The sequence below is a fragment of the Levilactobacillus brevis genome (assembly GCA_021383565.1).
Lineage (GTDB): Bacteria > Bacillota > Bacilli > Lactobacillales > Lactobacillaceae > Levilactobacillus > Levilactobacillus brevis_B.
Genome location: CP079699.1, coordinates 224,472 through 248,060 on the forward strand (window position 1 = coordinate 224,472; position 23,589 = coordinate 248,060).

The following is a 23,589-nucleotide window of genomic DNA, read 5'->3' on the forward strand; positions in this document are numbered from 1 at the left end:
GCGAATGCCTAAGAAGCCACAGACCACGGCCCGTGAGATTCGGACGCGGTTCATCGGTATGCTCGTTCTCGCCACGCTGGTGATGGGGACGGCCATCATTGGGGTGGTGGGCTACCAGCAAGTCCGTCAGACCCGCAATTCGGCGACGCGTCTGATGACGGGGCTGAGGCATTCCGTCATCGACAGGCAGCCAGATTGGCATTGGTGGCGTCGTTACAGTTCGATTAATACCATTGACACCTACGTCCGGGTGACCAATCGTGGCGAGACCACGAAGCATTACTATTCACCGTTTACGCGGGAATTTCTCTCGTACGATCGCTACCGCGTTCTCGGTACGCAGGCGTTGAACTATACGCCGGACTTTGGGTTTACCTACTATCGGCAGACTCAGTATCACGGGAACCATTTGGAAATCTGGCTCAATCTCACGCCAATCCTGGACACGCTGGTCTCGGTGATTCTGGTGGTGCTGGCGGTGATGGTCGCCACAATTCTTTTGGGCAGTGCCTACGTGCGGGTGATGGCCCGCAAGATTACCCAGCCATTGGCCAGTCTCAACACTGCGGCTCGGGTGCAGGCTGGACAACATGAAAAAAAGATCGCGCTTCCCGTTCCAGTCCAACCGGTGGAGGTTCACGAATTGGCGGCGAGCTTTAACGACCTCCTACAAACGGTCAACGATCACGCGGTGCAGGAGCGCCAGTTCACGGCCAACGCCGCCCATGAGCTGCGCACGCCCATCGCGGCCATTTTGACCCACGTTCAGCTACTGAAGCGTCGGGCCGCCGCGCACCCAGAGATTGTGCCGCAATCCATCGACTATATTGGGGAGGAGTCGGTTCGGATGAAACGATTGGTGGATAGCCTCTTAACCCTCTCACGTGCTGACCGTGCCGTTTTAACCCGCGCGCCGACCGACTTAAACGGCATCGCTCAAAACGTGGTGACACGGGAATCTGAGCTGATTTCTCAGCCGTTGAGAGTTCAGACGACGGCACCGGTTGTGGCGTATGTGGCCGGCGACAGCGTCGAGCAAATCTTAACGGCCCTCATCGACAATGCGGCAAAGTATTCACCAGCCACGGCGCCTATCACGGTGACCGTCCGCACCACAGCGGCCGGGCCACAGCTCGTGGTGGCCGACCAAGGGGGTGGGGATCAGCGCGGCACAAAAGACCCACGTCTTTGAGCGCTTCTACCGTGTCGATCCGGCGCGGAATCCCGAGGTGGCTGGTACGGGACTAGGATTGGCGATTGTGGCGCAACTGGTGCAGGTCAACCACGGCACCATCACGATTGCCGATAACCAGCCGCGGGGCAGTCAGTTCATCCTGACTTTTCCGCAGTCGCCAGTAAAATCTGAGAAACTCTCAGAATAAATTCTTTTTAACGTCGTTTTTTTCAGGGAATTCAACGACTATGATTAAGACATTCAGTTGCCAGTGGTTGTCAGGGACACCAGGTGAGGCTAACTGATAGGGGCTGATCGGCGGCGGTATCGTTGGAGGCAAATGGGATAAACCAGCGACGCCGTGGTGCGATCGATTAGAGGAATTGAGATGAGTGATGGTCAAGGGCCAAGGGAGAAATTGTAAACACAGTTAAGCAATTAAGGGGAATGAAGACCGTGCGTGGGGGCGCCGGTCTTTTTTAGTAAGTCAGCTGACTTAACGGCTCGTTGGCCCTCTACCTTGATTGTGTTTCGGCCGGGCCATTGCGATAATGGAGAACTACGGGGGGACTTATTATGGGGAAAAGACTATGGGTGAACATTCAAAAACACATGACCTTAATCAAGGGGCTCTTTATGTTTTCCGTCCTGCTCTTTATCATTCGCGAGGTCGGTCGAGTCGCCCACGAGATTAGTGGTCAGCAGGTGCGAACGGTGCTGGCGTCGATGAGTTGGGGAACGTTTGGGCTCCTGTTAATCGGTGGCTTTGTGGCGGTCTTGCCGATGTTAATCTACGATTTTACCATCGTCGAATTTCTACCGGGTAAATTTTCATTGGGCTACATTGTTCGCAGTGGCTGGGTGACCAATACCTTCACCAATCTCATGGGGATGGGGGGGCTGCTGGGCGCCAGTCTGCGCGCCAATTTTTACTCGCGGTCGGCCACCAAGAAGCAGGTGGTCTACGCCATCTCTAAGATTGCGCTGTTCCTGTTGGCCGGGCTATCGTTGTCCTGTTGGGTGGCGCTACTCCTACTCTTTGGCTTCAACATTGGTCAGCCGTATCAGGGTTACTGGATGTGGCTGCTAGGCGGCGGCCTGTACTTTCCCGGACTCTTTCTCTTCACCCGTTTCAATGACAGCGCGTTCTTCAAGGACCTAACTTGGACGCGTGAACTGCGGCTCATCGCGGGGTCTACGTTGGAATGGGGGAGCTGCGCATTGTTCTTTCTCCTGATTGGCTGGGCGCTGCGCCTGCCGTTAAATCTGGCCGCAGTCTTTCCGATGTTTGTCGTGGCCTCGGTTGCCGGCGTTGTCTCCATGATCCCGGGTGGTCTAGGTAGCTTTGACGTCTTCATGATTCTGGGCTTGGGGATGCTGGGGGTCAGCCGCGCTGATGCGGCCGGCTGGCTTCTCCTGTATCGGTTGTTCTACTACCTCTTCCCGTTTGGTGTGGGGGTCGGCCTCTTCTTCCACGATGCCGGGCGGCGGATTAATCAGTTCTTAAATGGTTTGCCGGTCGCGGCTCTGCGTCGGGGAGCCCACCTCTTCGTGACGACCTTCATGTACTTCTCCGGGGTTATGATGCTCCTGTACGCCACGATTCCTGACGTCGTGTTGACGAATCATCTGTACATTCGGCTGGTACCGTACATGTTTTACTTCCTCGATCAGGTCTCCAACATCATCGTGGCCTTCCTCTTGATTGGTCTGGCCCGGGGCATTGGCGCGCGGGTAAAACGGGCGTTTTGGCCGACACTGATCGTACTGGCAATTGCCATCGGCAACACGCTGTGGCGCGAAAACTTTCCGGGTGGCTTGGCGGTGCTTTTGGGGCTGGTCCTGGCCTGCTTGCTGTTTGCCCGGCCGGAACTCTACCGGGAAAGTTTTCACTACTCCTGGGGTGGCCTATTAATCGACGGCAGTATCTACGTCGGAACGTTTCTGCTCTATACGGTATTGGGTCTCGCCATGTTTCACGGCAACCATCGGCCATGGTTCCCGCAGAGCTGGTCGTTACCGTCGACGCAGGTCTGGCTCAATGGCTTGGGCGGCCTATTGGTGGCGCTGTTGATCTTATTAGGTATTTACCGTTACCTGGCCCGTTCTCGGCAGGCGTGGCTACACCAACCGTTCGATGCGGAACGGGTACGGGCCTTGATTCGCCAGTTTGGTGGCAACGAGGTCAGTCACCTCGCATTCTTGCGGGATAAGCGGCTGTACTTTTACCAAAAGGATGGCGTGGACCAACTGCTGATTTTATTTCAACAGCGCGCCGACAAGCTCCTGGTCATGGGCGAACCCATTGGAAATCAGGCAGAATTGGCCCCGGCCTTACAGCAGTTCATGCACGATGCCGATCGCGAGGGACTGCGGCCGGTCTTCTATGAAATCAGCGAGTCGTTGACGCTCCGGCTTCACGAGATGGGCTTTGACTTTATCAAGGTTGGCGAGGAGGGCCACGTGGATCTGACGACCTTCAGCCTCGCCGGTCGGGCCCACAAGGGAGAGCGCGCTCTGGTCAACAAGTTCCGGCGCGAGGGCTACACCTGTGAAATTCAACAGCCACCGCTGAGCGAGGAGACCTTCGCAGCGCTACAGACCATCTCACAGTCGTGGCTGGGTGATCAGACGGAGAAGGGCTTTTCTATGGGTTTCTTCGACCGAACGTACTTGGATGAGGCCCCGGTGGCCGTCATGAAAGACGCGGCCGGAAAGATCGTGGCCTTTGCCAATCTGATGCCGACCGGTGACCGTAAGATGACCTCGATTGACTTGATGCGGGAAAGTCACGACGCGCCCTCGGGCATCATGGATGGGCTATTCGTCTACCTCTTTGACCTGTGCCGCGAGCAGGGCTACACAGCGTTTAATCTGGGGATGGCCCCCCTGGCCAACGTGGGCGTCTCCAACTTCAGTTTCATCGAAGAACGTGCGGCTCATCTGATCTATCAGTACGGGTCCAGTGTCTACAGCTTCCAGGGATTGCGGGCGTACAAGGAGAAGTACGTGACCACTTGGCAGCCGAAATACTTGGCTTACCGGCGGCGGGCGTCGTTAATCTTCACCATGCTCCAGCTGATGTTAGTCATCAACCGGCCGGCCACGGGACCCAAGACGCGGTTGGTGCCCCGCTGGCTGGATCGTTGGCTGACCGACGAAATCAACTGGCAAAATCACCGGTAACTAAGTTGTTGGTAACAAAACGTGGGGCTGGCCTGTTCATTGGCGAAAGCCGGTCCCCACAGCAGGCGAAATTGCTGGCAGCCGCAGGCAACTGATTTTCACTAATTAAATGGAAGACGGATGCCTGACGCCATGTCGCTAAAAGCAAAGTAAAATAAAAAGAACGGGCTGGGGTGCCCGTTCTTGGAAGCATTAGTTGGTGTACTTGTAAGGAAGCTGGTGGTGGAAGTTTGCGAAGCCGGCGAAGATCTCGTCGATCGAAGCGGCGTCAATGAAGAGGTCCATATTTTCCTGGGGTGCAAAGCCTTGGTCACAGCACTTTTGCATCATGGCCACGAGTTCGTCGAAGTAGTGGTTGATGTTGAACAGCGCAATCGGCTTTTGGTGGACGTTGATCTGGCTCCACGACAACATGGTCGTGAATTCTTCAAACGTACCGAAGCCACCGGGTAAGACGATGAAAGCATCGGATTGCCGGAGCATTTCATCCTTTCGTTCATCCATGGTGCTGGTCTCTAGTAGCGTCGTGACGTTGGTTTCGGCCAGCCCCATTTCGCTTAAGAAGGTAGGGATAATCCCAATCACTTCACCGCCGGCATCCATGGTAGACTTGGCGATGGCGCCCATAAGGCCTTCCTTGCCACCCCCATACACGACGGGATGATGATTAGCGGCGAGGTATTGGCCCAGCGCATTGGTTTGCTTAAGAAAGTCTGGATCGTACCCGTGGTTGGAACCGCAGAAGACGCAGACGTTTTTAATTTTTGGCATAAGAACTGACCCCCTGAAATTTAGACAGTGCCGTGGCCGCGCGATTAGCGGAAAGGCCGCGGAACTTACAATCCATTATACCGCAAAATGGGGGGATTTCTGGGGGCAATTTAACCAGCCGCGGCGCACCGAACAGGGGTCTACTAGCAACAGTCATTGGGGAGTGGTGACCGAGCCGAGATATGGGGGTGGCTTGGTCCAAAATTTAGTTATTGTGGGGGATTTTGAGGAGAAAGGGTGAGGGGTCATGGCAATTGAAAAAGTAGTCATTGCTGGCGGCGGAACCATGGGGAGTCAGATTGCCTTTCAGATCGCGTTTAGTGGGCTAGAGGTGACGATTTATGATGTGAGTCCGGCGGCCAGTGCGACGGCGAAGCGACGGGTGGCCACCTGGGACCGGACGTATATGCAGGCCCGGCAGGCCACGCCGGCCATGATTAAGGCGACCAACGATCGGTTACACTACGCCACGGATTTGGAAACGGCTGTCGAGGGCGCGGACTTGGTGATTGAGACCGTTCCCGAGGTGGTGGCCGTGAAGAATGAATTTTACGCGTTATTGGCCAAGGTAGCGGCCAGCGAGACCATCTTCGCGACTAGTACGTCGACTCTGGTCCCCAGCCAATTTGCGGCAATTACGGGGCGCCCCGGGAAATTCCTAGCGCTACACTTTACCAATCACGTCTGGGTCAATCATTTGGCAGAGGTCATGGGCCATCCGGGCACGGACCCCGCCGTCTATCAAGAGGTAGTGGCCTTTGTTCGGCAGATTGGGCTCATTCCGATTCAGTTACAGAAGGAACATCCGGCCTATATCTTAAATGCGATGCTGGATTCCTTTTTGAGTACGGCACTGATGTTGTGGGTCGAGGGTGTTGCGGACTTTGAGACCATCGACCGCACCTGGATGATGGCGACGGGGGCAGTGCGCGGGCCCTTCGCCGTCTTGGACGAAATTGGACTTAAGACGGCCTACAAGTTAATGTTGGCCGCCAGTGCGGAACCCGGTCGCGAGGGCCTCGTGATGGTGGCTCACCGTATTAAGGTCGAGTTGATTGACCAGCATCGGTTGGGACAGGAGACGGGGCGGGGCTTCTACCAGTATCCCCATCCCGCGTATCAGCGCGAGGGCTTTCTTCAAGGTGAATAGGCGATCAGATGGCTAGTCCGGTGTGAAGTAGCCATTTTTAATGACCATTATTTTGGGGGACCATTTGGCTAACCCAGTTTGCTAACCCCGCCGCCTTCGTTGTTTTCCGCCTATCGTTCACGGTATGATGGGTATAGAAAACGAAAGGAGAGCTTAGTTTATGGTTATGAAACAACCTAAAATTGCCCTAGGAACTTGGGCATGGGGCGATAATGCGTCGAACAAGTATTTTGGGGATACGTTGTCCGCAGAGACTTTGAAGCCAGTCGTGACGGCCGGAATGGCCCACGGTTTTAACCTCTGGGACACCGCCTACGCGTACGGTGAGGGAACGTCGGAGAAGCTCGTGGGTGAGCTGTTATCGGCCTATCCACGGACAAGCTATCAGTTGTCCACAAAGTTTACGCCGCGGATGGCTGGCAGCGGGTCCCACGAAATGGCCGACATGCTGGCCGGGAGTCTGAAACGACTACGGACGGATTATGTGGATATTTATTGGATTCACAATCCGGATGACGTGGAGAAGTGGACACCGGAGTTGATACCACTGGTTAAGAGTGGTCAGGTCAAGCGCGTCGGCGTATCCAACCATAACTTGGCGCAGATTAAACGGGCCAACGAAATTTTGGGCACCGCAGGGATTCAAGTTTCGGCGGTACAGAATCATTTCAGCTTGCTCTACCGGTCGTCCGAGGAGGCGGGCATCATTGACTACTGCCATCAGCATCACATCGCGTTCTTTGCCTACATGGTGTTGGAGCAGGGCGCTCTGGCCGGACACTACGATGTTGACCATCCCCTGCCGGCGGGGAGTGAGCGGGCTAAGGTCTATAATGCGGTCCTGCCGCAGCTCACGCAGTTAACGGCGGTCATGCGGGCAATCGGGGCCAAGCAAAACGCGTCGATTGCCGAGGTCGCCACGGCCTACGCTCTCGCAAAGGGCACGACGCCCATCATTGGCGTGACCAAGGAAAAGTACATCGCCAGTGAGCTTCGGGCGGAAAGCGTCCAGCTTACGCCAGCGGAGATTACGCAATTGGAGACGCTAGCGGCGGCCACCCACGTGGATACCAAGGGGTTCTGGGAAGCACCGATGGCTTAGCGCGGCTTTCAAGCGAGCCGGAAGACCGCTCCTTGGCTGAAGGCGGTCCCCACAGCAGGCGGAACTTCTGGCAGGCGTAGGCAACTGGTTTGACTAATGTTGGCATTATAACGGAAAGAAAACCCGGCAGTCAGCCGCAATCCACTTCACGATTGCGGCTGACTGCCGGGTTTAAATTAGTCGTTATTTACTGGGGTCCTCGGGATCATCGGGTTCACCGATGTTGTAGTCGCTATCGTTCATGGCTTCCACGTTACCCAAGAGGTAGCCGTTACCGACTTGCGAGAAGAAGTCGTGGTTAGCCGTCGAGGTGGAGATACCGTTCATGACCACGGGGTTCACGTCTTCAGCCGTATCGGGGAAGAGGGGATCTTGGCCCAAGTTCATCAGTGCTTTGTTGGCGTTGTAGCGAATGAAGGTCAGGACTTGTTCCGTCCAACCAACTTGGTCGTACAGCGTGTGGGTGTATTTTTCCTCGTTAGCGTAAAGCTTGTAGAGAAAGTCGTACATCCAGTCCTTCATCTGTTGTTGTTCGTTGTCGGTCAGTTCCTTCATACCGAGCTGGAACTTGTAGCCGATGTAAGTACCGTGGACGGATTCGTCCCGCAGAATCAACTTAATGATTTCGGCCACGTTAGCCAACTTGTTGTGGCCCAGGTAGTACAGCGGCGTAAAGAAGCCGGAGTAGAACAAGAACGTTTCCAAGAAGACACTGGAGATTTTCTTCTTCAACGGGTGTTCGTCGTCATGGTAGAGGTCGAAGATCCGCTTGGTCTTGTTTTGTAGCAATTCTTCGGAGTCGCTCCATTGGAAGATTTCGTCGATTTCTTCTGGCGTATTCAACGTGGAGAAAATGGTGGAGTAGCTCTTGGCGTGAACGGATTCCATAAATTGGATGTTGTTCAGTACCGCCGTTTCGTGTGGGGTCCGGACGTCCTTACGCAGGGCGGCCATCCCATCTTGGGACTGTAGGGTGTCCAAGAGGGTCAGCCCCCCGAAGACGTGGCCCACGACCCATTGGTGGTCCGTATCCAGCGTCCGCCAGTCATCCAAGTCATTGGAGACGGGAATCCGCGTGTCCAGCCAGAATTGTTCCGTGAGTTTTTCCCAAGTTGCCTTGTCGATTTCGTCAGAAACCGCGTTCCAGTTAATCGCCTTGTAATCTTCAGTTCTTGCCATTGCAGCCACTCCTTTGTCTTTTGCCGAGGTTCCATCAGCGTGTTGGCCTAAGCTTACCACACTTTGACGCGGAACCTTTAGGCGAAGAGCGGGTGACCACGCGACACCGACTGGACAATGTCCTTGAAAGACGGCCGGTTGGGTGGTCCCCGCTCTAGTTATCATTTGGTTAAAATTAATGCTTTGATAGCATGCGGTTACCTGCCGCAAGCGATAGATCGGCCAGTACGGCCAATTCAGGGCTAGATAACACAGCTTTCACATTGGTTAGCGCCGACTTCATTGTTATCGTCGGTAAAGGTCCGCACGTAGTAGATCGACTTGATGCCCTTACGGTAAGCGTAGTTGCGTAGGATACTCAGATCCCGCGTGGTCATCTTATCGGTCCGGCCATTCTTCCATTCGTACAGGCCTTCAGGGATCGTGGAGCGCATGAACAGGGTAAGACTCATCCCTTGATCCACGTGCTTCTGGGCCGCCGCGTAGACGTCAATGACCCGCCGCATGTCGGTATCATAGGCCGACTTGTAGTATGGCATGGTGTCGTTGTCCAGGTAAGGCGCCGGGTAGTAAATCTTCCCAATCTTCTTTTCTTGCCGCTCCTCAATCCGGTTGATAATTGGGTGAAGACTGGCAGTGGTGTCGTTGATGTAGGAGATGGAGCCGTTGGGGGCCACGGCCATCCGGTTTTGATGGTACAGCCCATCTTGCATGACAGCTTGCTTGAGTTCAGCCCAGTCGTCAGGAGAAGGTAACCAGACGTTCTTGAAGAGGTCTTGGACCTTGGCCGCAGTTGGCCGCCAGTCGTGTTCCGTGTAGCGGTCGAAATAACTGCCATCGGCGTAGGTACTCTTCTCGAAGTTGTGGAACGTTTCGTGACGTTCCTTGGCAATCTCGTTGGAAGCCTTTAACGTCCAGTAGTTCAGCAACATGAAGTAGACGCTGGTGAAGCCGATGCTGTCCTTGGATCCGTACATCATGTGGTTCTTAGCAAAGTAGCTGTGGAGCCCCATGGCGCCTAGGCCAATCGTGTGGGCCAACTGGTTTCCCTTTTGGATAGATGGGACCACGTCGATGTCGGAGTGGTCCGTGACAAAGGTGAGGGCGCGGACCATCGTTTCGACGGAGTGGCCGAAGTCAGGAGACGTCATCAGGTTTACGATGTTGGTAGACCCTAGGTTGCAGGAAATATCGCTGCCCTTTTGAATGTATTCTTGCTTGTTGTTGACGGTGGAAGGCGTCTGAACCTGCATGATTTCGGAGCACAGGTTGCTCATGACGATACGGCCGTCGATCGGGCTTTCGCGGTTAGCCGTGTCGATATTGACGATATAGGGATAGCCGGATTCCTGTTGGAGCTTACCGATTTCGGTTTCCAGTTCGCGGGCCTTGAGCTTCTTCTTACGGATGTCGGGGTTGGCAACCATGTTGTCGTATTCCGTGGTGATGTCCACGTAGGCAAACGGCTTGCCGTAGATCCGTTCGACATCGTAGGGACTAAAGAGGTACATGTCGGCATCCTTTTCACAGAGTTCATAGAACTTGTCGGGTACCGTGACACCGAGGGACAGGGTCTTCAGCCGAATCTTTTCGTCGGCATTTTCCTTCTTGGCACTTAAAAAGGCGACGATGTCGGGATGGAAGACGCTGAGGTAGACCACGCCGGCCCCCTGCCGTTGTCCCAGTTGGTTGGAATAGGAGAAGCTGTCTTCGAGCAGCTTCATGACGGGAACCACGCCGGAAGCGGCGCCGTCGATGTGCTTGATGGGATCGCCGGCCCCTCGGAGATTGGAGAGGCTAATCCCCACGCCACCACCGATTCGTGACAGTTGAAGCGCAGAGTTAATCGTCCGGCCGATGGTGTTCATGTCATCGGTGGATTGGATTAAGAAGCACGAGACCAGTTCCCCGCGCCGGGCCCGCCCGGCATTTAAGAAGCTAGGCGTTGCCGGTTGGTAGCGTTGATGAATGATTTCATCGGCCAGGTCGTGGGCCAGTGTTTGATCACCGTCCCCGAAGTCCAGGGCGTTCATGGCCACGCGGTCGATAAAGTTTTCTAGGTAGTAGTCGTTGTCATCGGTCTTTAAGGCGTATTGGGCGTAGAACTTGTAGGCCGCCATGAAGGACTTGAAGTGGAAATTCTGAGCCTTTAAGTAGGCGTAGAGGTCTTCGATGAAGGCAAAGGGGTATTGGTCAATCACCTTTTGTTCGACATAGTTGCCGGCGATTAAGTAGTCGAACCGGTCGCGCAGGGAGTCAAAGGTCTTGGTGTTGGGAATGACATTTTCCTTTAAGAAGGCCTGTAAGGCTTCCTGATCCTTGTTCAACGGAATCTGCCCATCCACGGGGATGTTGATTTCGTTGTTCAGATCGTAGTACGTGACGTCGCCTAAATTCTTTAAACTCATACTCGTCATCTCTTCCTTCTCTTTTGATGGTGAACTATTTCAGGGTTAAGTTAATCGCTTTAAATAAAAATGGCGGCACCGTGCACCAGCACGGCGTCGCCAAGAGGGGTTGGACTTACTGAGTTAACCCGCAATCTTGGTCAATTGATCTGGCCGGAAACCGTAAAAGGCAGGAATTCCGGATGCTTCAATTACTGGAACGGCTTGGAAACCGTGTTCCTTGAGGTAAGTCACATATTCTGGATTTTGATTAATGTTCCGTTCTTCGAATTCCACGTTGTGTTCGCTGAGAAAACGCTTCGTCATCTTGCATTGCATGCAATTGTTCTTTGAGTATACTGTTACTTTCATTGTTGCCACATCCCTTAACTTTCGTTCTCAATGAGTTAAGTGTACACCAGATATGGAAAATAGCAATCAAAAAAAGCACCACATTTGGTAGTTGGTCAATACAATAACCACCAAATATAGTGCTTTGCGCTTTAAAATTATTTTTCCTGTTTTCCGTCAAAAATCTAGGGTAAAATAGACCTAAAAGGTGGCGGAGAATTTGACTAATCACTATTATACACAAAATCCAGATGTTTTACACGAAGAACACCATTGGCCGTTTACCCTCTTAGGTAACGAATTGTTGTTTACCACCGACAACGGGGTCTTCTCCAAGAACCGGGTGGACTACGGGTCACGGGCGTTACTCGACGCTTTTAACGCCGATAAGACGCCGGCTGGCCCTTGGTTGGACCTGGGGACGGGATACGGTCCCATCGGGCTGGCACTGGCTAAGAAGTGGCCAGAACGGCAGGTGACCATGGTCGACGTCAACGAGTTGGCGTTGGACTTGGCGCGGCAAAATGCCGTGGCCAATCAGATTGAAAACGTGGAAATCAAGACGTCAGATATTTACGAACACGTCACGCAGCGTTACGCCGCTATCCTAACGAACCCACCCGTTCGTGCCGGTAAGCAGGTGGTCACGGCCATGCTGACCGGAGCCAAGGATCATCTCCTACCCGGGGGCACGTTGACGGTCGTGCTCCAGAAGAAACAGGGGGCACCGTCGGCCGAGAAAAATATGTAAGCCACCTTCGGAAATTGTGACATTATCAAGAAGGACAAGGGCTATTATATCCTGGAAAGCACGTTACGTTAAGGACCAATTGATTAAGAAGGGAGGGGTTCGATGCGTGACACTTCCTATTCACCATTGCAGCGCCACTACATGGAAGAGGCACTGTTTGAGGCCGACCAAGCCGCGCTCATCGGCGAGGTGCCGATTGGGGCGGTCATCGTCCATGGCGGCCAGATCGTGGGACGAGGGCATAACTTAAGAGAACACGCCAACGACGCTACGCTTCACGCGGAGATCCGGGCAATCGAAGAAGCCTGTGCCACGCTGAAGAGCTGGCGACTGGAAGACTGTCAGCTTTACGTGACGATTGAACCCTGCCTGATGTGTAGTGGGGCCATTATCAACGCGCGTATTCCGGAGGTCTTCTACGGAGCCAGAGATCCCAAGGCCGGCGCCGTGGACAGCCTGTATCAGACGTTGACCGATACGCGGCTGAACCACACGGTGAGCGTGCACGAGGGCTTGATGGCCAAAGACGCTGGCGAACGAATGGTGGCCTTCTTCAAGGCCGCCCGTCAACGGCAGAAGGCGGCCAAGAAGGCGCGCAAAGCAAAAAAGGCCGCCCAAAATTAAGCAACGGCTAGACAGACCTTACGAATCATGATACACTAGTTATTGCCGTTAAGGCCTTGAAGCAAGGGCGGACTTACGAATTGTGTCAGGTCCGGAAGGAAGCAGCACTAAGTTTGCTTCGCTTTGTGCTTCAAGTTTATGAGCAATTAACCAACTCTCAGTCGTTGACTGGGAGTTTTTTCGTGCTGATTCCGATCTTTAAACAAGAGTGGGATAAAACGGCGATCAGCTGGCGAACCTTATCTAGAGAAGTCAGCCGATGATTAAACGTTCGCGTACTACAGTTCGTTTTGATCGTTCACTCAAAAAATTGAGTAAGAAACATGATGATTTAGCACGTCTAGATCTTGTAATCAAAACAATTTTAGCTGAAGAGCATGGAGTACTTGTTCGCCAATTTGATTGGCATATGTTGACTGGCAATCTTGCTGGTATCAACGAGATTCATCTCGACAAAAACTGGGTACTTCTATATCAAATCATCAATGATGAACTAACTTTGCTCTTACTCAATACGGGTAGTCACGTCATCTTATAATTGGGGATATCTAAGTAAATGCACGGACTATTGTTACGGCAATGGCCTTTTTTACACACATTGCGAAGTTTTTATATTGAAAATAGACATAAATGACGACGTAATATTTTTTAATTTTGGCATACGAATTTTAAAATAAAATTTCTGGAAGGTGGATAACTGACATTGCTTTATTTTTGGCCTATAGATGTTGCTGTACTGAAGCTTGGCGCTATCTGCTGAGTAGCCAGCTGTGATATGGACCAGTTGTTTTGCGGAAAGTTGACCATTATAACTCGAAGTGATTATGGTCCCTTAACCTGTGAACATCCACATCAATTTTAGCTGTGGGGAACTTCTTTTTTCTGAAACAGGCCGGTCAACTGACCGCGCGCCTGGGGAGATTAATTTCCCTTAAAATCGGCTGAACAATCCGTGACAGATGGTGGGGAAAAAGGCTATAATTATGAACAGCGAATTTAACAGAAATTATGGAAGAAAGGAACGGATTGCATGGCTTATCAAGCACTCTACCGGGTCTGGCGCCCGCAGCGTTTCGATGACATGATCGGGCAAGAAGTGATTACCCGAACGCTGAAGAATGCCATCACGACTAACCAAATCAGTCACGCGTATCTCTTTGCGGGGCCGCGGGGAACCGGGAAGACCTCGGCCGCCAAGATCTTTGCCAAGGCAATCAACTGCCATCATCAGGTTGACGGCGAACCTTGTAATGAATGCGAGACCTGTAAGGCGATTACGGCCGGTACACTCAATGACGTGATCGAAATCGATGCGGCTTCCAACAACGGGGTCGAGGAGATTCGCGATATTCGCGATAAGGTCAAGTATGCGCCCACAGTGGCCGACTACAAGGTCTACATCATTGATGAAGTCCACATGTTGTCGACGGGGGCCTTTAACGCCCTGTTGAAGACGCTGGAGGAACCACCGGCTAACGTCATCTTCATTCTTGCCACGACGGAACCGCACAAGATTCCCGCCACGATTATCTCGCGGACCCAGCGTTTTGATTTCAAACGCATTGCGGCCAATGACAGCTATGACCGGATGATCTACATTCTAAAGCAAAAGGGCGTGACCTACGACGATCAGGCCGTTAAGGTGATTGCCAAGGCCGCCGAGGGCGGGATGCGTGATGCCCTGAGTATTTTGGATCAGGCATTGTCCTTTGGGGATAATGAGATTACGTTAGATAACGCACTGTTGGTGACCGGGAGCGTGACGCACGAGCTATTAGCGACCTATATTTCACAGGTCCTGGCTGGTGACACCAAGGCCGCCTTGGCGAGCTTACAGTCCGTTCTAGAGGCGGGGAAGGACGCCGAGCGGTTCACCGAAGACATCATCGGCTATTCACGCGACCTCTTGCTCTACCAGCAGGCGCCGCAGATGGTGGAAGAAGCCGAGATGGGTAGTGTCAGCGCCGACTTTCAGGCGTTGGCTAAACAAACCCCGGCGCAGACCATGTATGCCATGATTAACGAACTCAACGCCATCCAGCAACAGATGCGCTTCACGACGCACCCCGATGTCTACTTGGAAATCTTAACCATCAAGTTGGCTGAGATTGGTCGGCAGAAGGGGGTAGCACCGGTGGCGACCGCGACGGCACCGGCTGCGGCGCCCAACGCTGAGGCTCCGGTACCGGCGCAAGCGGTGGATTCGACCGAGGTTAGCGAACTTCAGCATGAGATTGATCAGTTACGTTCGGCCGTGAAGCATTTGGAACAAGCCCCGGCGCAGACGGCCGCGGCACCGGCTAAGGCCAAGCCCCGGGTCACTAAATCTCCGGCGGCTAAGGAAGTTAATTTGGCTAAGATTTATCCGGTGCTGGGCGCAGCTACCCGGGAGAAGTTGAATCAACTTCAGGAGGTCTGGCCGGACCTGCTCAACAGCCTGACCGTGACCCAACGGGCAGTCATGAAGGTCTCTCAACCCGTGGCGGCCGCCAATTCTGGGGTGATTGTAGCCTTTGACTACTCATTCCTGTATCAGCGGGCGACCACGGATCACGAGCTGACCGACGCTTTAGAGAATGGACTCGATCGCATGATTGGTTCGGCGCTACCGGTGGTCTTCGTGCCCAAGGATGAGTGGCCGGTGATTCGGAAGAACTACCTGACCGCCCATAAGGATGAGTTGCAGGCTAATGGTGACAGCCCGGCGGAACCGGCCAAGCCGGCGCCAAATCCGGTGGTCACCAAGGCCGAAGAACTTTTTGGTAAAACGATCGTTGATGTTAAACAAGATTAAGAGACGGAAGGATGATTACGATGCGGAACATGGGAAATATGGGAAACATGATGAAACAAATGCGGCAGATGCAAAAGAAGATGGAAGAGGACCAAGCGAATCTAAACGCACAATCCTTTACCGGGACTTCACCAGATAGCATGGTTCAAGCTACTTTTACGGGCGACCGGAAGATGACTGACCTGACGATCAAGCCAGAAGCCATCGATCCCGACGACCCTGACATGCTGGCCGATCTGGTCTTAGCCGCCGTTAACGACGCGCTGACTAAGGTTGATCAGACCACGAAGCAAACGTTAGGCAAATACACCCAAGGTATGAACATCCCGGGGATGTAAGCAAGAAAGGACGTTGTGACATGCAGTACCCAGAACCCATTGCGCAGTTGATCGACAGCTACATGAAGCTGCCGGGCATCGGCCAAAAGTCAGCGACCCGGCTGGCATTTTTCACCATTGATATGGCAGACGACGATGTCACGGCGTTTTCCAAGGCCCTGGTCTCGGCCAAACGCGACCTGCACTACTGCTCCATCTGTGGCAATATCACCGAGAGCGACCCGTGCGCCATCTGTGCGGATAAGACCCGTGATCAGAGCCACGTGCTAGTTGTGGAGCAGGCCAAGGATATCATGGTGATGGAGAAGATGAAGGAATATCACGGCCTCTATCACGTTTTGCACGGGGTGATGTCGCCGATTGAGGGGAAGGGTCCCGAAGACTTGAACATTACGAGTCTGATCAATCGGCTCCAGCAGAACCCGGCGATGAAGGAAGTCATTATCGCGACCAACGCCACGCCGGAAGGGGAAGCCACGGCCATGTACCTCTCGCGGCTGATTAAGCCGGCTGGCATTAAGGTCACGCGGTTGGCCCACGGGTTGTCTGTCGGTAGTGATATTGAATATGCGGATGAGATGACCTTGTTCAAGGCTGTCGAAGGTCGAACGGAAATGTAGGAGGGGCAGAAATGTTTGGACGAAAGAAACGTCAATTTCCCCGGTTAAAGGCCGCCTACGATGAACAGCTCCTGCTGACCATCGACGCCGCCAAGGACCGCTGGGACCACGCTAAGCAGACGGAAGAAGCCATTGCGGATGCCGACAACGAAATGACGGCCAATACGGCCTTGGCCCGGCAAACCTATCTATTTCTCTACCGGGAAGCCCGGCGGCGACAGGTTAAGGGCAAGCATATTTCAGCGGCGGTATTTCGGGATTAAGACTATCTATAGAAAATCAAAAAGTCTCAACCTTGGCCATTAAGTAGGGCATAGGTTGAGACTTTTTAGACTGACTACGGCTATTTGGCGGTGGTCATTTTTTATTACCGGAGAATTTTTAAACTCACTTTGACGGGTCTTTAATTTAGTGTGGCCGTTGGAGATATCCGTGAAAGATGGTCGTTGTGGACCCGGTAAAGCCCAGTGTGGATAGTTTGATGATAGGCCTTCCTCATCCCCCGGGTAAAGGTTTTATCGCGTTTGGGTACGGCGACGTATTCGTATTGTTGCAGGTCTTTACGGAAAGTTGCGGGATGCTTGCTGAAGACGGCCTGACCCGTCGCATTATTAGTGAAAAAGTAATAATTTGCCAGATAACCTGCATAGTAGGTGGTCACTTCGACCTGACTGGGATCGACAATTAAAATCTTGGTATTGTTAAGTTTGGTCCACGGTCGAGCAATCTTGGTTAGCATGACGGGCACCGTGTGACGATTGTAGTTGTTGGTGAAGTTGGTCCCGTTGATCTCGGAATACATCATGATAATGGCAAAGAACATGACCAGAAAAGAGGCCAGTTGATAGCCGTTCTTCGTCCAGATGGATCTAAAATTACGAGGACTGCGTTCAGTGAAGTTCTGTTCATAAAAATTCTCGTCAATAACACGGACTAGGGTAATCGCACCAATGAATAAATTTAAAATGACCGTGGTAGACATGTAACGTTCGAACCCGTCCAGCGTGATGGCTTCATCGTACGGCATGGAGAGGACGTACATCCCCAACAGACTGAAGTAGTAGAGTAGTGAGACAAGGTCTAGCCAACCTAGCAGTTTGAGTAAAATGTTGGGACGATGACAGGCATACTTGAAGATGGCCCATCCCCCAATGAGTAAAAGGTTGAGGACAACAAAGCCTTGGGTGGAAAGTGAGCCGAAGTTGAAGATTTGCTTGATAAATTGGTGACCAATACTGAGAAAGCCGTGGAGACCATCGTGAGACAGCTGCTGTGAATAAGCCTGCGCATTGATTTCGTGCTTAGAGGCTGTGAAAGTCAGCTTGACGTGAACTTCCCAACAGATGAAGGGGAGTGCGCCGAGGAATAAAGTTCCCAGCCACGTTCCCAGAGTAGTCAATGCACGTTTGAACCAGTGTCCAGTCGTTGAACGCTGACTGAGCATGTAGAGGTAGTAGATTGCAATGATGGCGACGAAAAAGGCGGCCGAGTTCTTGACTAGTAGTAAGGTTCCACTGAATAATGCGACGTGTGCGGCCTGTACGCGGGGCTGTCGCTGATAGACAAATATGCCGACCAAAGCGGCCACGGTAAGGATGGCCAAAACGTAATCAACTAAGAGATTATTCAACCGAATATTGATGTTGAAGACGTAGGAGATGGCAATCGTCAGACACAATAACATCGAATTTAGCCCGCGCGTACGGTCACGGAGAGTGGCAAAGATAGAATAACTAGCGGCCCAAATCAGAGCAAATTGCGCGACCAGCATAGCCCCTGAGCTGAAGCCAACAAAGGTAACAAACTGCGTAATAAACAGGGCCGTTGCAGGGGGATACGAGGTGAACGAGATGATAGTGTCGCTTACGCCAGGTAGGTGTCCCGTGTAGGTCATGAATTTAACAATAGTGGCCCAGTGGGAGAAATTATCGTAATGGATCAGGGGACTGCGGAAGAGGACCAGGGCCATCACAAACCCCAAGAAGATCATCCACGCGTCAAAGAAATGTAGTCCCTCGTAATGAAAAGAGACCTTGCCCAAATAACCAAGAACAAGGCGGGCGATGAGGAGCACAACCCCCATGCTGGTGACGACCCAGATGCCCAGCTTGAGCCAGCCCAGCATTGCAAAAGCGTAGAGCAACATAATTTGAACCAGAATACCGGTAATCCACGTTAAATAAGGACTAACGTGAAGCCAACGCATGGTACTACTATAACCGATTAAAGAAAGTGCGAAGAAAATAAGGCCGATGAATGCCAAGAGGATACCTCCATGTGGTAAATTAATGAATCCGTTGTAGACCGTGGTTGGTTACTTTGAAGAAACCAGTCACAACGTGTTGGTGATAGACTTTCTCCGTGAGGACGGTGAAGGTTCGGTGGGTTTCGGGGATGGCGACGTAATCGAAGTGTTCAACGGCGGCTTTGAAGGCCTTGGGCGTCATCATAAAGTTTTCCTGCCCAACGGCTTGGTCGGTGAAAAAGTAGTAACGACCGACATAGCCCGCGTAATAGTCGTTCACGTCAACTGCTTCAGGATCGACGATGAGGACCTTCTTGTGGTTGAGATGATACCAAGGCTTGGCAATGCGACTCATCTGGAGGGGCAATGTATTGTGGTTCATCTTATTGGTGAAGTTAGTCCCGGTAATTTCAGAATACATCATGGTGATAGCGAAGAAACCCACGACCAAGGTCGAAACCTGATATACATTTTTGGTCGCGGCACTTCTAAAGGACTGCGTATTTCGTTTTTGAAAGTTCTGTTCGAACTGCAAGCGGTCCAGCACCCGGACCAGTGCAATAGCCCCGATAAATAAGTTGAGAATGACCATGCTGCCCATGTACCGTTCGAAACCATCTAGGACGATGGCTTCCGCGTAAGGCATTGACAGAATATACATTCCAAACAGACTACCATAATAAGCAATAAACACGATGTCCAGCAGTACCGCCATACCTAAAAGATTGTTGCGTTGGTGGGCTCGTATCCGGGCGTAGATCCAAACGGCAACTAGAACAACATTGATGAGGATAATGCCCTTGGTTGAGAGTGAATTTAGACTTAGAATTTGACTGATAAACTTATGCCCAATCTTCAATAGTTCTTGGTGACTTTCACCACTAAGTTGTTTGGTATAGGCTTGAGCACTGATTTGGTGTTTAGAGATCGTAAAGGTATGTTTGACGTGCCATTCCCACCAAAGAAAGGGGAGAATGCCCACACCAATGGTGATGGCAAAACGCAAGGGAACCGTAGCCAAGCGGCGATACCAATGATGATCATCACTGGTTATTAAGGTATAGAGAAAGTATCCGCCAATCATGACGACGAAGAAAGTCGCCGAGTTTTTGACCAGCATGAGAGCACCAATGAAAATCGCGGTGTGGGCGCAGAGCAACGTCGGTTTCTTTCGATAGGCAAAAATACCGACCAGGCCTGCAACAGCAATGATGGGCAAAACGTAGTCGACCAGCAGATTGTTCAACCGAATGGCAACGTTGAAGACGAACGAAATGGCTAACGTAAAACACAAGGCAAAACTCATCAGTGCGCGCGACCGATCACGTAAGCCGGCAAAGATAGCGTAACCGGCGGCCCAAATTAAGATAAATTGAGCGACCAACATTGTTCCATCACTAAAACCGGTCCAATGGACAAATTGCGTGATGTAGAGGGCTGTAGCAGGGGGATAAGAGGTAAAAGAAATCAACTTATCTGTTGCTCCGGGTAAGTGACCAGTAAAAGTCATGAATTTAACCATCACGGCCCAGTGAGAAAAGTTATCGTAGTGCACCAAGGGACTCTTCAGCAGGGTTTGAACCATGGCGATACCCAGACCAATCATCCAAAAGTCAAAGAGATGGATACCTTCGAACTTTAGACGGCCTTTGTGCCAAAAACTCAACAAAAACCACAGCACAAGTAAGGCAATTCCAAAGTAAGTCACGACCTCAATCCCTAGATTGAGTAGGTTCAGCATCGCAAACACGTAGAGCATAAGAATCTGCACTAACATGGCTGTAATCCAAGCGAGGTAGGGACTTACGCCCAAACGACGGAGGGTACCGTTATAGCCCAGTAATCCTAATAGATAAATCAAACATCCAATCCAAGCGCTCATGATAGCGGCTCCTTTTAGAATCGATTGAAGCGCCGACTTAGTTTTCGTTCGTAAGTTCGGGCTCGCACGATCAGATTCATATAAAGTTCATCGAATGGCGTCACCCAAGTATCCTGGACGCTGGGTAATGTTTTGTTGGCGCCATCGTAAATTAATTGGAGGTAGTGGTCACGGTTCTCGTCAGGGGCCACTTGAACCTGAACACTATAAACTGTGGTCTCGTCCCGATGACTAATGCGGGCGATTTTTCCGGTTAGTTTGACATCAAATTTGCCGTGTTTAATCGTTAGTTTGATGTCATCATCCTCCGTAATATCATCCACAGGACCATCAGTGGTTGTGAAGGCTACCCCACCTTCGGACACATCTTCCGTGAGCATGGGGTGCCATTTTCCGTCGTCACCTTGGACTCTACCGGGGACGCGGCGGATGAATCGCTCATTCTTCCGATAAACGGGACGGCCGAGTGAGATGAAGAGACACATACTTAAATTAATAAAGTGCATGAGTAGCCAGAAAGTAATGACACTACCGACTAAAATTTCGGAGCCGTATTTACCATAGTTGAACTTGATAATGGCGAACACAGTAATCGTCCACAGAATAAGGTAGGGAAGAATGTACAGCTTGTCTTTGAGCGAGTAGGTCACGTTCTTCGAGGTCACCTTAAACTTCTTAGCTTTAATACCGAGTGTCTCAAGAATAACGGGGATGAACAGGTAGGGTGCAAAGAAGGTTTCCTGGACTTCTCCCCACCGTTCATTTCGAATCTTCGCCTTGTCACCCATGCCAGAGGTATCTCCCATGACGTAGTGCAAGAGAAAATAACCAGGTGCCCAGACCACCATCAAAATCCAGAAATTGGCATTGACCACCTGAATCTTGAATAGGGCGTAAAGAATCGGGGCAATCATGTAGATCATCCGGCGGAAGAAGGCCCACCAGTAGAAGTAGGTGTTGATTAAAATGATACGGTTCATCAATGATAGGTGCGGGTTGATAAAGATATGCAAATTCCGACAGCTTTGCATAACACCGCGAGCCCAGCGTGTTCGTTGTTTGATGACCCCCTTCATATCGATAGGCGTCATCCCACTGGATTGCGGAATCTTAGTAGCCAGACTAATGTAACCGGCCATATTGAGCATGGTGCCCAGCTCGAAATCCTCCGTGATCGTATCGGTCGGAAATCCGCCAACTTCATCAACGGCCTTGCGTAGAAAGACGGCGTTGGACCCAGTGAACAGTGCCCGTTTATTACCACCGTTCAGGACGTTGATATCGCGAGAGAAAAAATCCTGTTCATTGGGAATGATTTTTTCGGAGAAGAGGTTGAATTGAAAAATATCCGCGTTGTAGAAGCTCTGTGGGGTTTGCACGAATCCCAGGGGCTCGGTATGGTCGGGATCGTCGATGAGCTGTTGGAAATTTTCGGTAAAGAGGGGTACCGTATTCCGTAAGAAGCCGGAAAAAGGAATCATATCCGTGTCAAAAATCACAAATAATGGAGAATGGAGTTGCGCCAAAGTATGATTGATATTTCCGGATTTGGCTTGTTTGTTGCCTTCCATACCGGAGTATCCGACGTGGTAGTGTTCCGCCAACGCTTTAACTTCCGGTCGATTGCCATCATCGGCAATGACCACGTGGACTTTACTTTTATCGGGATAGTCGATATAAGTGGCCGCGTTAACCGTTTTGCGAAGTAAGTCCACTTCCTCATTGTGAGTGACGATAATAATATCGACATCTGGCAGTGGCTGAGTCGTGCTATAGTCAGGCATCTCTAAGTTCCACTTTTTCTTGGTTGACAGCATACGAAAGAAAATCAGAATAAAGCCAGTCGTGTTCGACAGAATTTCGCTAATAACCAGTAAGAGGGCGAAAATCAGGACGAATATATTGGCGTGCCAGGGAATTGTAAAGAATATCCGCCACAATAAGTAGATGACGGATAGGAGGATTGCGAGAAAATAAAGCGCACGACGATGGTTAGACATGTTGAGGACCTTCTTTAAAGATAAAGTCACGTTGAATCTGATAGCTAATTGTAAAGAGGATAAAGTCAACAATTATCTTAGCTAATGTCGGCATAAACTGACTATTTGTGGCTGGTAGTAACGTTGTAAGCAAGTCGGTGAAGAACCCAGAAGCCAGCATTTGCGCGACAAATAAGCAACCGTACTTAATGAGAGTTTGGTGTCCCGCACGGTTGAAGACGACTTGATGATTAATTGAATAATTAACTATTGACGATAAGATTCGTGAGATGACAGTGGCGACGAGAATACTATTTAAAATATGGTTACCGATGAAAAAGAGGACAAGGTAAAATAAGCTAATGTCGACCAAAAATGAAATGAGTCCACTAGCTGCAAATTTTAAAAATCTGGAATAAATGGCAATTGAATCGCGCACGACCCGAAAATGCGAAGACGCATTGCCCTCTAAGTAGATCGTTGGAATCGGTTGCTCAACAATCTTAACGGCATATTTTTTTGCCTGAAGCAACATATCAAATTCAAATTCGAAGCGATCACCCGGGAAGTCAATGAGGGCAGTGGTGTAGGTGGTTGGAATGACACGTAGACCGGTCTGAGTGTCCGATATATTTTGCCGCGTTAAGATCCGAACCAGGCCGCTGGTTAAAAGATTGCCAAATTGACTGCGAAAGGGAATATCATTTGTGAAGTGTCGAACGCCAATGACTAGTCGCTTGGGATTCTGAGCGAACTTTTCTAGACAACTCTGTAGGGCGTCGACGGTATGTTGGCCGTCTGAATCCATCGTTGCCACACCATCAAGATTTGACAGATGGTGCTGGACGTAAGTGAAGGCCGTCTTCAACGCGGCCCCCTTACCACGGTTATGTAGATGGTGTAAAATAACCAGTTCAGGATACTGCTGACCTAACTGTTGGAAGATAGGTTGATGGGTAGTGTCACTGCCATCATCAACAATAATGATTTCTTCTATGATTGGATTTAATCGCAAATTGCAAGTGCAAGTTAGCCAGCGCAGGCGAAGACAGCTGG

19 protein-coding genes, 1 other RNA gene and 1 pseudogene are annotated in these 23,589 nt (G+C 51.4%); 13 read left to right on the forward strand and 8 right to left on the reverse strand.

Annotated elements, in window-relative coordinates; genetic code table 11:
* The first annotated feature begins 4 nt into the window (after window positions 1-4).
* The 3 genes from KB236_01070 (at window position 5) to mprF (ending at window position 4,360) form a co-directional block, all read left to right on the forward strand.
* On the forward strand, window positions 5-1,192 hold the full coding sequence (locus tag KB236_01070; protein ID UIF29386.1) for a HAMP domain-containing histidine kinase: 1,188 nt from the start codon (window positions 5-7) through the stop codon (window positions 1,190-1,192).
* Complete coding sequence (locus KB236_01075) at window positions 1,155-1,382, forward strand: sensor histidine kinase (protein ID UIF29387.1); 228 nt, start codon at window positions 1,155-1,157, stop codon at window positions 1,380-1,382. Before KB236_01070 ends, KB236_01075 begins: the two co-directional genes overlap by 38 nt.
* A 368-nt stretch (window positions 1,383-1,750) precedes the next feature.
* A complete protein-coding gene (gene mprF, locus KB236_01080) occupies window positions 1,751-4,360 on the forward strand; it encodes a bifunctional lysylphosphatidylglycerol flippase/synthetase MprF (protein UIF29388.1) in 2,610 nt (869 codons plus the stop codon).
* Window positions 4,361-4,552: 192 nt separating this feature from the next.
* Here mprF and KB236_01085 read toward each other — a convergent pair whose 3' ends face one another.
* A complete protein-coding gene (locus KB236_01085; protein UIF29389.1) occupies window positions 4,553-5,131 on the reverse strand; it encodes a TIGR00730 family Rossman fold protein in 579 nt (192 codons plus the stop codon).
* A 247-nt stretch (window positions 5,132-5,378) separates the two neighbouring features.
* On the opposite strand from KB236_01085, the gene KB236_01090 reads away from it, so the two are divergent.
* Window positions 5,379-6,281, forward strand: coding sequence for a 3-hydroxyacyl-CoA dehydrogenase (locus KB236_01090; GenBank protein ID UIF29390.1), 903 nt, complete (start codon window positions 5,379-5,381; stop codon window positions 6,279-6,281).
* Between the two features lie 160 nt (window positions 6,282-6,441).
* Window positions 6,442-7,383, forward strand: a complete 942-nt coding sequence (locus KB236_01095) for an aldo/keto reductase (protein ID UIF29391.1) — start codon at window positions 6,442-6,444, stop codon at window positions 7,381-7,383.
* A 183-nt stretch (window positions 7,384-7,566) separates the two neighbouring features.
* Here KB236_01095 and nrdF read toward each other — a convergent pair whose 3' ends face one another.
* From nrdF to nrdH, 3 genes are all read right to left on the reverse strand, one after another.
* Window positions 7,567-8,562, reverse strand: coding sequence for a class 1b ribonucleoside-diphosphate reductase subunit beta (gene nrdF / locus KB236_01100; GenBank protein ID UIF29392.1), 996 nt, complete (start codon window positions 8,560-8,562; stop codon window positions 7,567-7,569).
* A gap of 242 nt (window positions 8,563-8,804) precedes the next feature.
* Window positions 8,805-10,970 (reverse strand): class 1b ribonucleoside-diphosphate reductase subunit alpha, encoded by a 2,166-nt coding sequence (gene nrdE, locus KB236_01105; protein UIF29393.1) that lies wholly within the window; start codon window positions 10,968-10,970, stop codon window positions 8,805-8,807.
* Window positions 10,971-11,093: 123 nt separating this feature from the next.
* Window positions 11,094-11,321 carry a glutaredoxin-like protein NrdH gene (gene nrdH, locus KB236_01110; protein UIF29394.1) on the reverse strand — a complete coding sequence of 76 codons (228 nt, stop codon included), beginning with the start codon at window positions 11,319-11,321 and terminating at the stop codon, window positions 11,094-11,096.
* 199 nt (window positions 11,322-11,520) lie between these two features.
* Between nrdH and KB236_01115 the strand changes: the two are divergent.
* The 8 genes and pseudogenes from KB236_01115 to KB236_01150 all read left to right on the forward strand — a co-directional run bounded on the left by KB236_01115 (window position 11,521) and on the right by KB236_01150 (window position 16,690).
* A pseudogene (locus KB236_01115) lies at window positions 11,521-12,123 on the forward strand (class I SAM-dependent methyltransferase).
* A 30-nt stretch (window positions 12,124-12,153) separates the two neighbouring features.
* Window positions 12,154-12,675, forward strand: coding sequence for a tRNA adenosine(34) deaminase TadA (gene tadA, locus KB236_01120; GenBank protein UIF29395.1), 522 nt, complete (start codon window positions 12,154-12,156; stop codon window positions 12,673-12,675).
* 53 nt (window positions 12,676-12,728) lie between these two features.
* Window positions 12,729-12,815: signal recognition particle sRNA small type (gene ffs / locus KB236_01125), an RNA gene on the forward strand.
* Between the two features lie 119 nt (window positions 12,816-12,934).
* Window positions 12,935-13,213 carry a type II toxin-antitoxin system YafQ family toxin gene (locus KB236_01130; GenBank protein ID UIF29396.1) on the forward strand — a complete coding sequence of 93 codons (279 nt, stop codon included), beginning with the start codon at window positions 12,935-12,937 and terminating at the stop codon, window positions 13,211-13,213.
* A 492-nt stretch (window positions 13,214-13,705) separates the two neighbouring features.
* Complete coding sequence (dnaX, locus tag KB236_01135; GenBank protein ID UIF29397.1) at window positions 13,706-15,469, forward strand: DNA polymerase III subunit gamma/tau; 1,764 nt, start codon at window positions 13,706-13,708, stop codon at window positions 15,467-15,469.
* A 20-nt stretch (window positions 15,470-15,489) separates the two neighbouring features.
* The gene (locus KB236_01140; GenBank protein UIF30253.1) at window positions 15,490-15,807 is read left to right on the forward strand and encodes a YbaB/EbfC family nucleoid-associated protein; all 318 of its coding nucleotides are present in this window, start codon (window positions 15,490-15,492) and stop codon (window positions 15,805-15,807) included.
* A gap of 20 nt (window positions 15,808-15,827) precedes the next feature.
* Window positions 15,828-16,427 (forward strand): recombination mediator RecR, encoded by a 600-nt coding sequence (gene recR, locus KB236_01145; GenBank protein UIF29398.1) that lies wholly within the window; start codon window positions 15,828-15,830, stop codon window positions 16,425-16,427.
* An 11-nt stretch (window positions 16,428-16,438) separates the two neighbouring features.
* The gene (locus KB236_01150; GenBank protein UIF29399.1) at window positions 16,439-16,690 is read left to right on the forward strand and encodes a YaaL family protein; all 252 of its coding nucleotides are present in this window, start codon (window positions 16,439-16,441) and stop codon (window positions 16,688-16,690) included.
* A 140-nt stretch (window positions 16,691-16,830) separates the two neighbouring features.
* On the opposite strand, the gene KB236_01155 is transcribed toward KB236_01150, so the two are convergent.
* Genes KB236_01155 through KB236_01170 form a run of 4 tightly spaced genes read right to left on the reverse strand, consistent with a single transcriptional unit; the run spans window position 16,831 to window position 23,575 of the window.
* Window positions 16,831-18,690 (reverse strand): ABC transporter permease, encoded by a 1,860-nt coding sequence (locus tag KB236_01155; protein UIF29400.1) that lies wholly within the window; start codon window positions 18,688-18,690, stop codon window positions 16,831-16,833.
* Window positions 18,691-18,712: 22 nt separating this feature from the next.
* Window positions 18,713-20,554: an ABC transporter permease gene (locus tag KB236_01160; protein ID UIF29401.1), complete on the reverse strand. Its 1,842-nt coding sequence runs from the start codon at window positions 20,552-20,554 to the stop codon at window positions 18,713-18,715.
* Window positions 20,555-20,568: 14 nt separating this feature from the next.
* A complete protein-coding gene (locus tag KB236_01165) occupies window positions 20,569-22,554 on the reverse strand; it encodes a glycosyltransferase (protein ID UIF29402.1) in 1,986 nt (661 codons plus the stop codon).
* Complete coding sequence (locus KB236_01170) at window positions 22,547-23,575, reverse strand: bifunctional glycosyltransferase family 2/GtrA family protein (GenBank protein UIF30254.1); 1,029 nt, start codon at window positions 23,573-23,575, stop codon at window positions 22,547-22,549. The genes KB236_01165 and KB236_01170 overlap by 8 nt, the downstream gene beginning before the upstream one ends.
* Window positions 23,576-23,589: the final 14 nt, after the last annotated feature.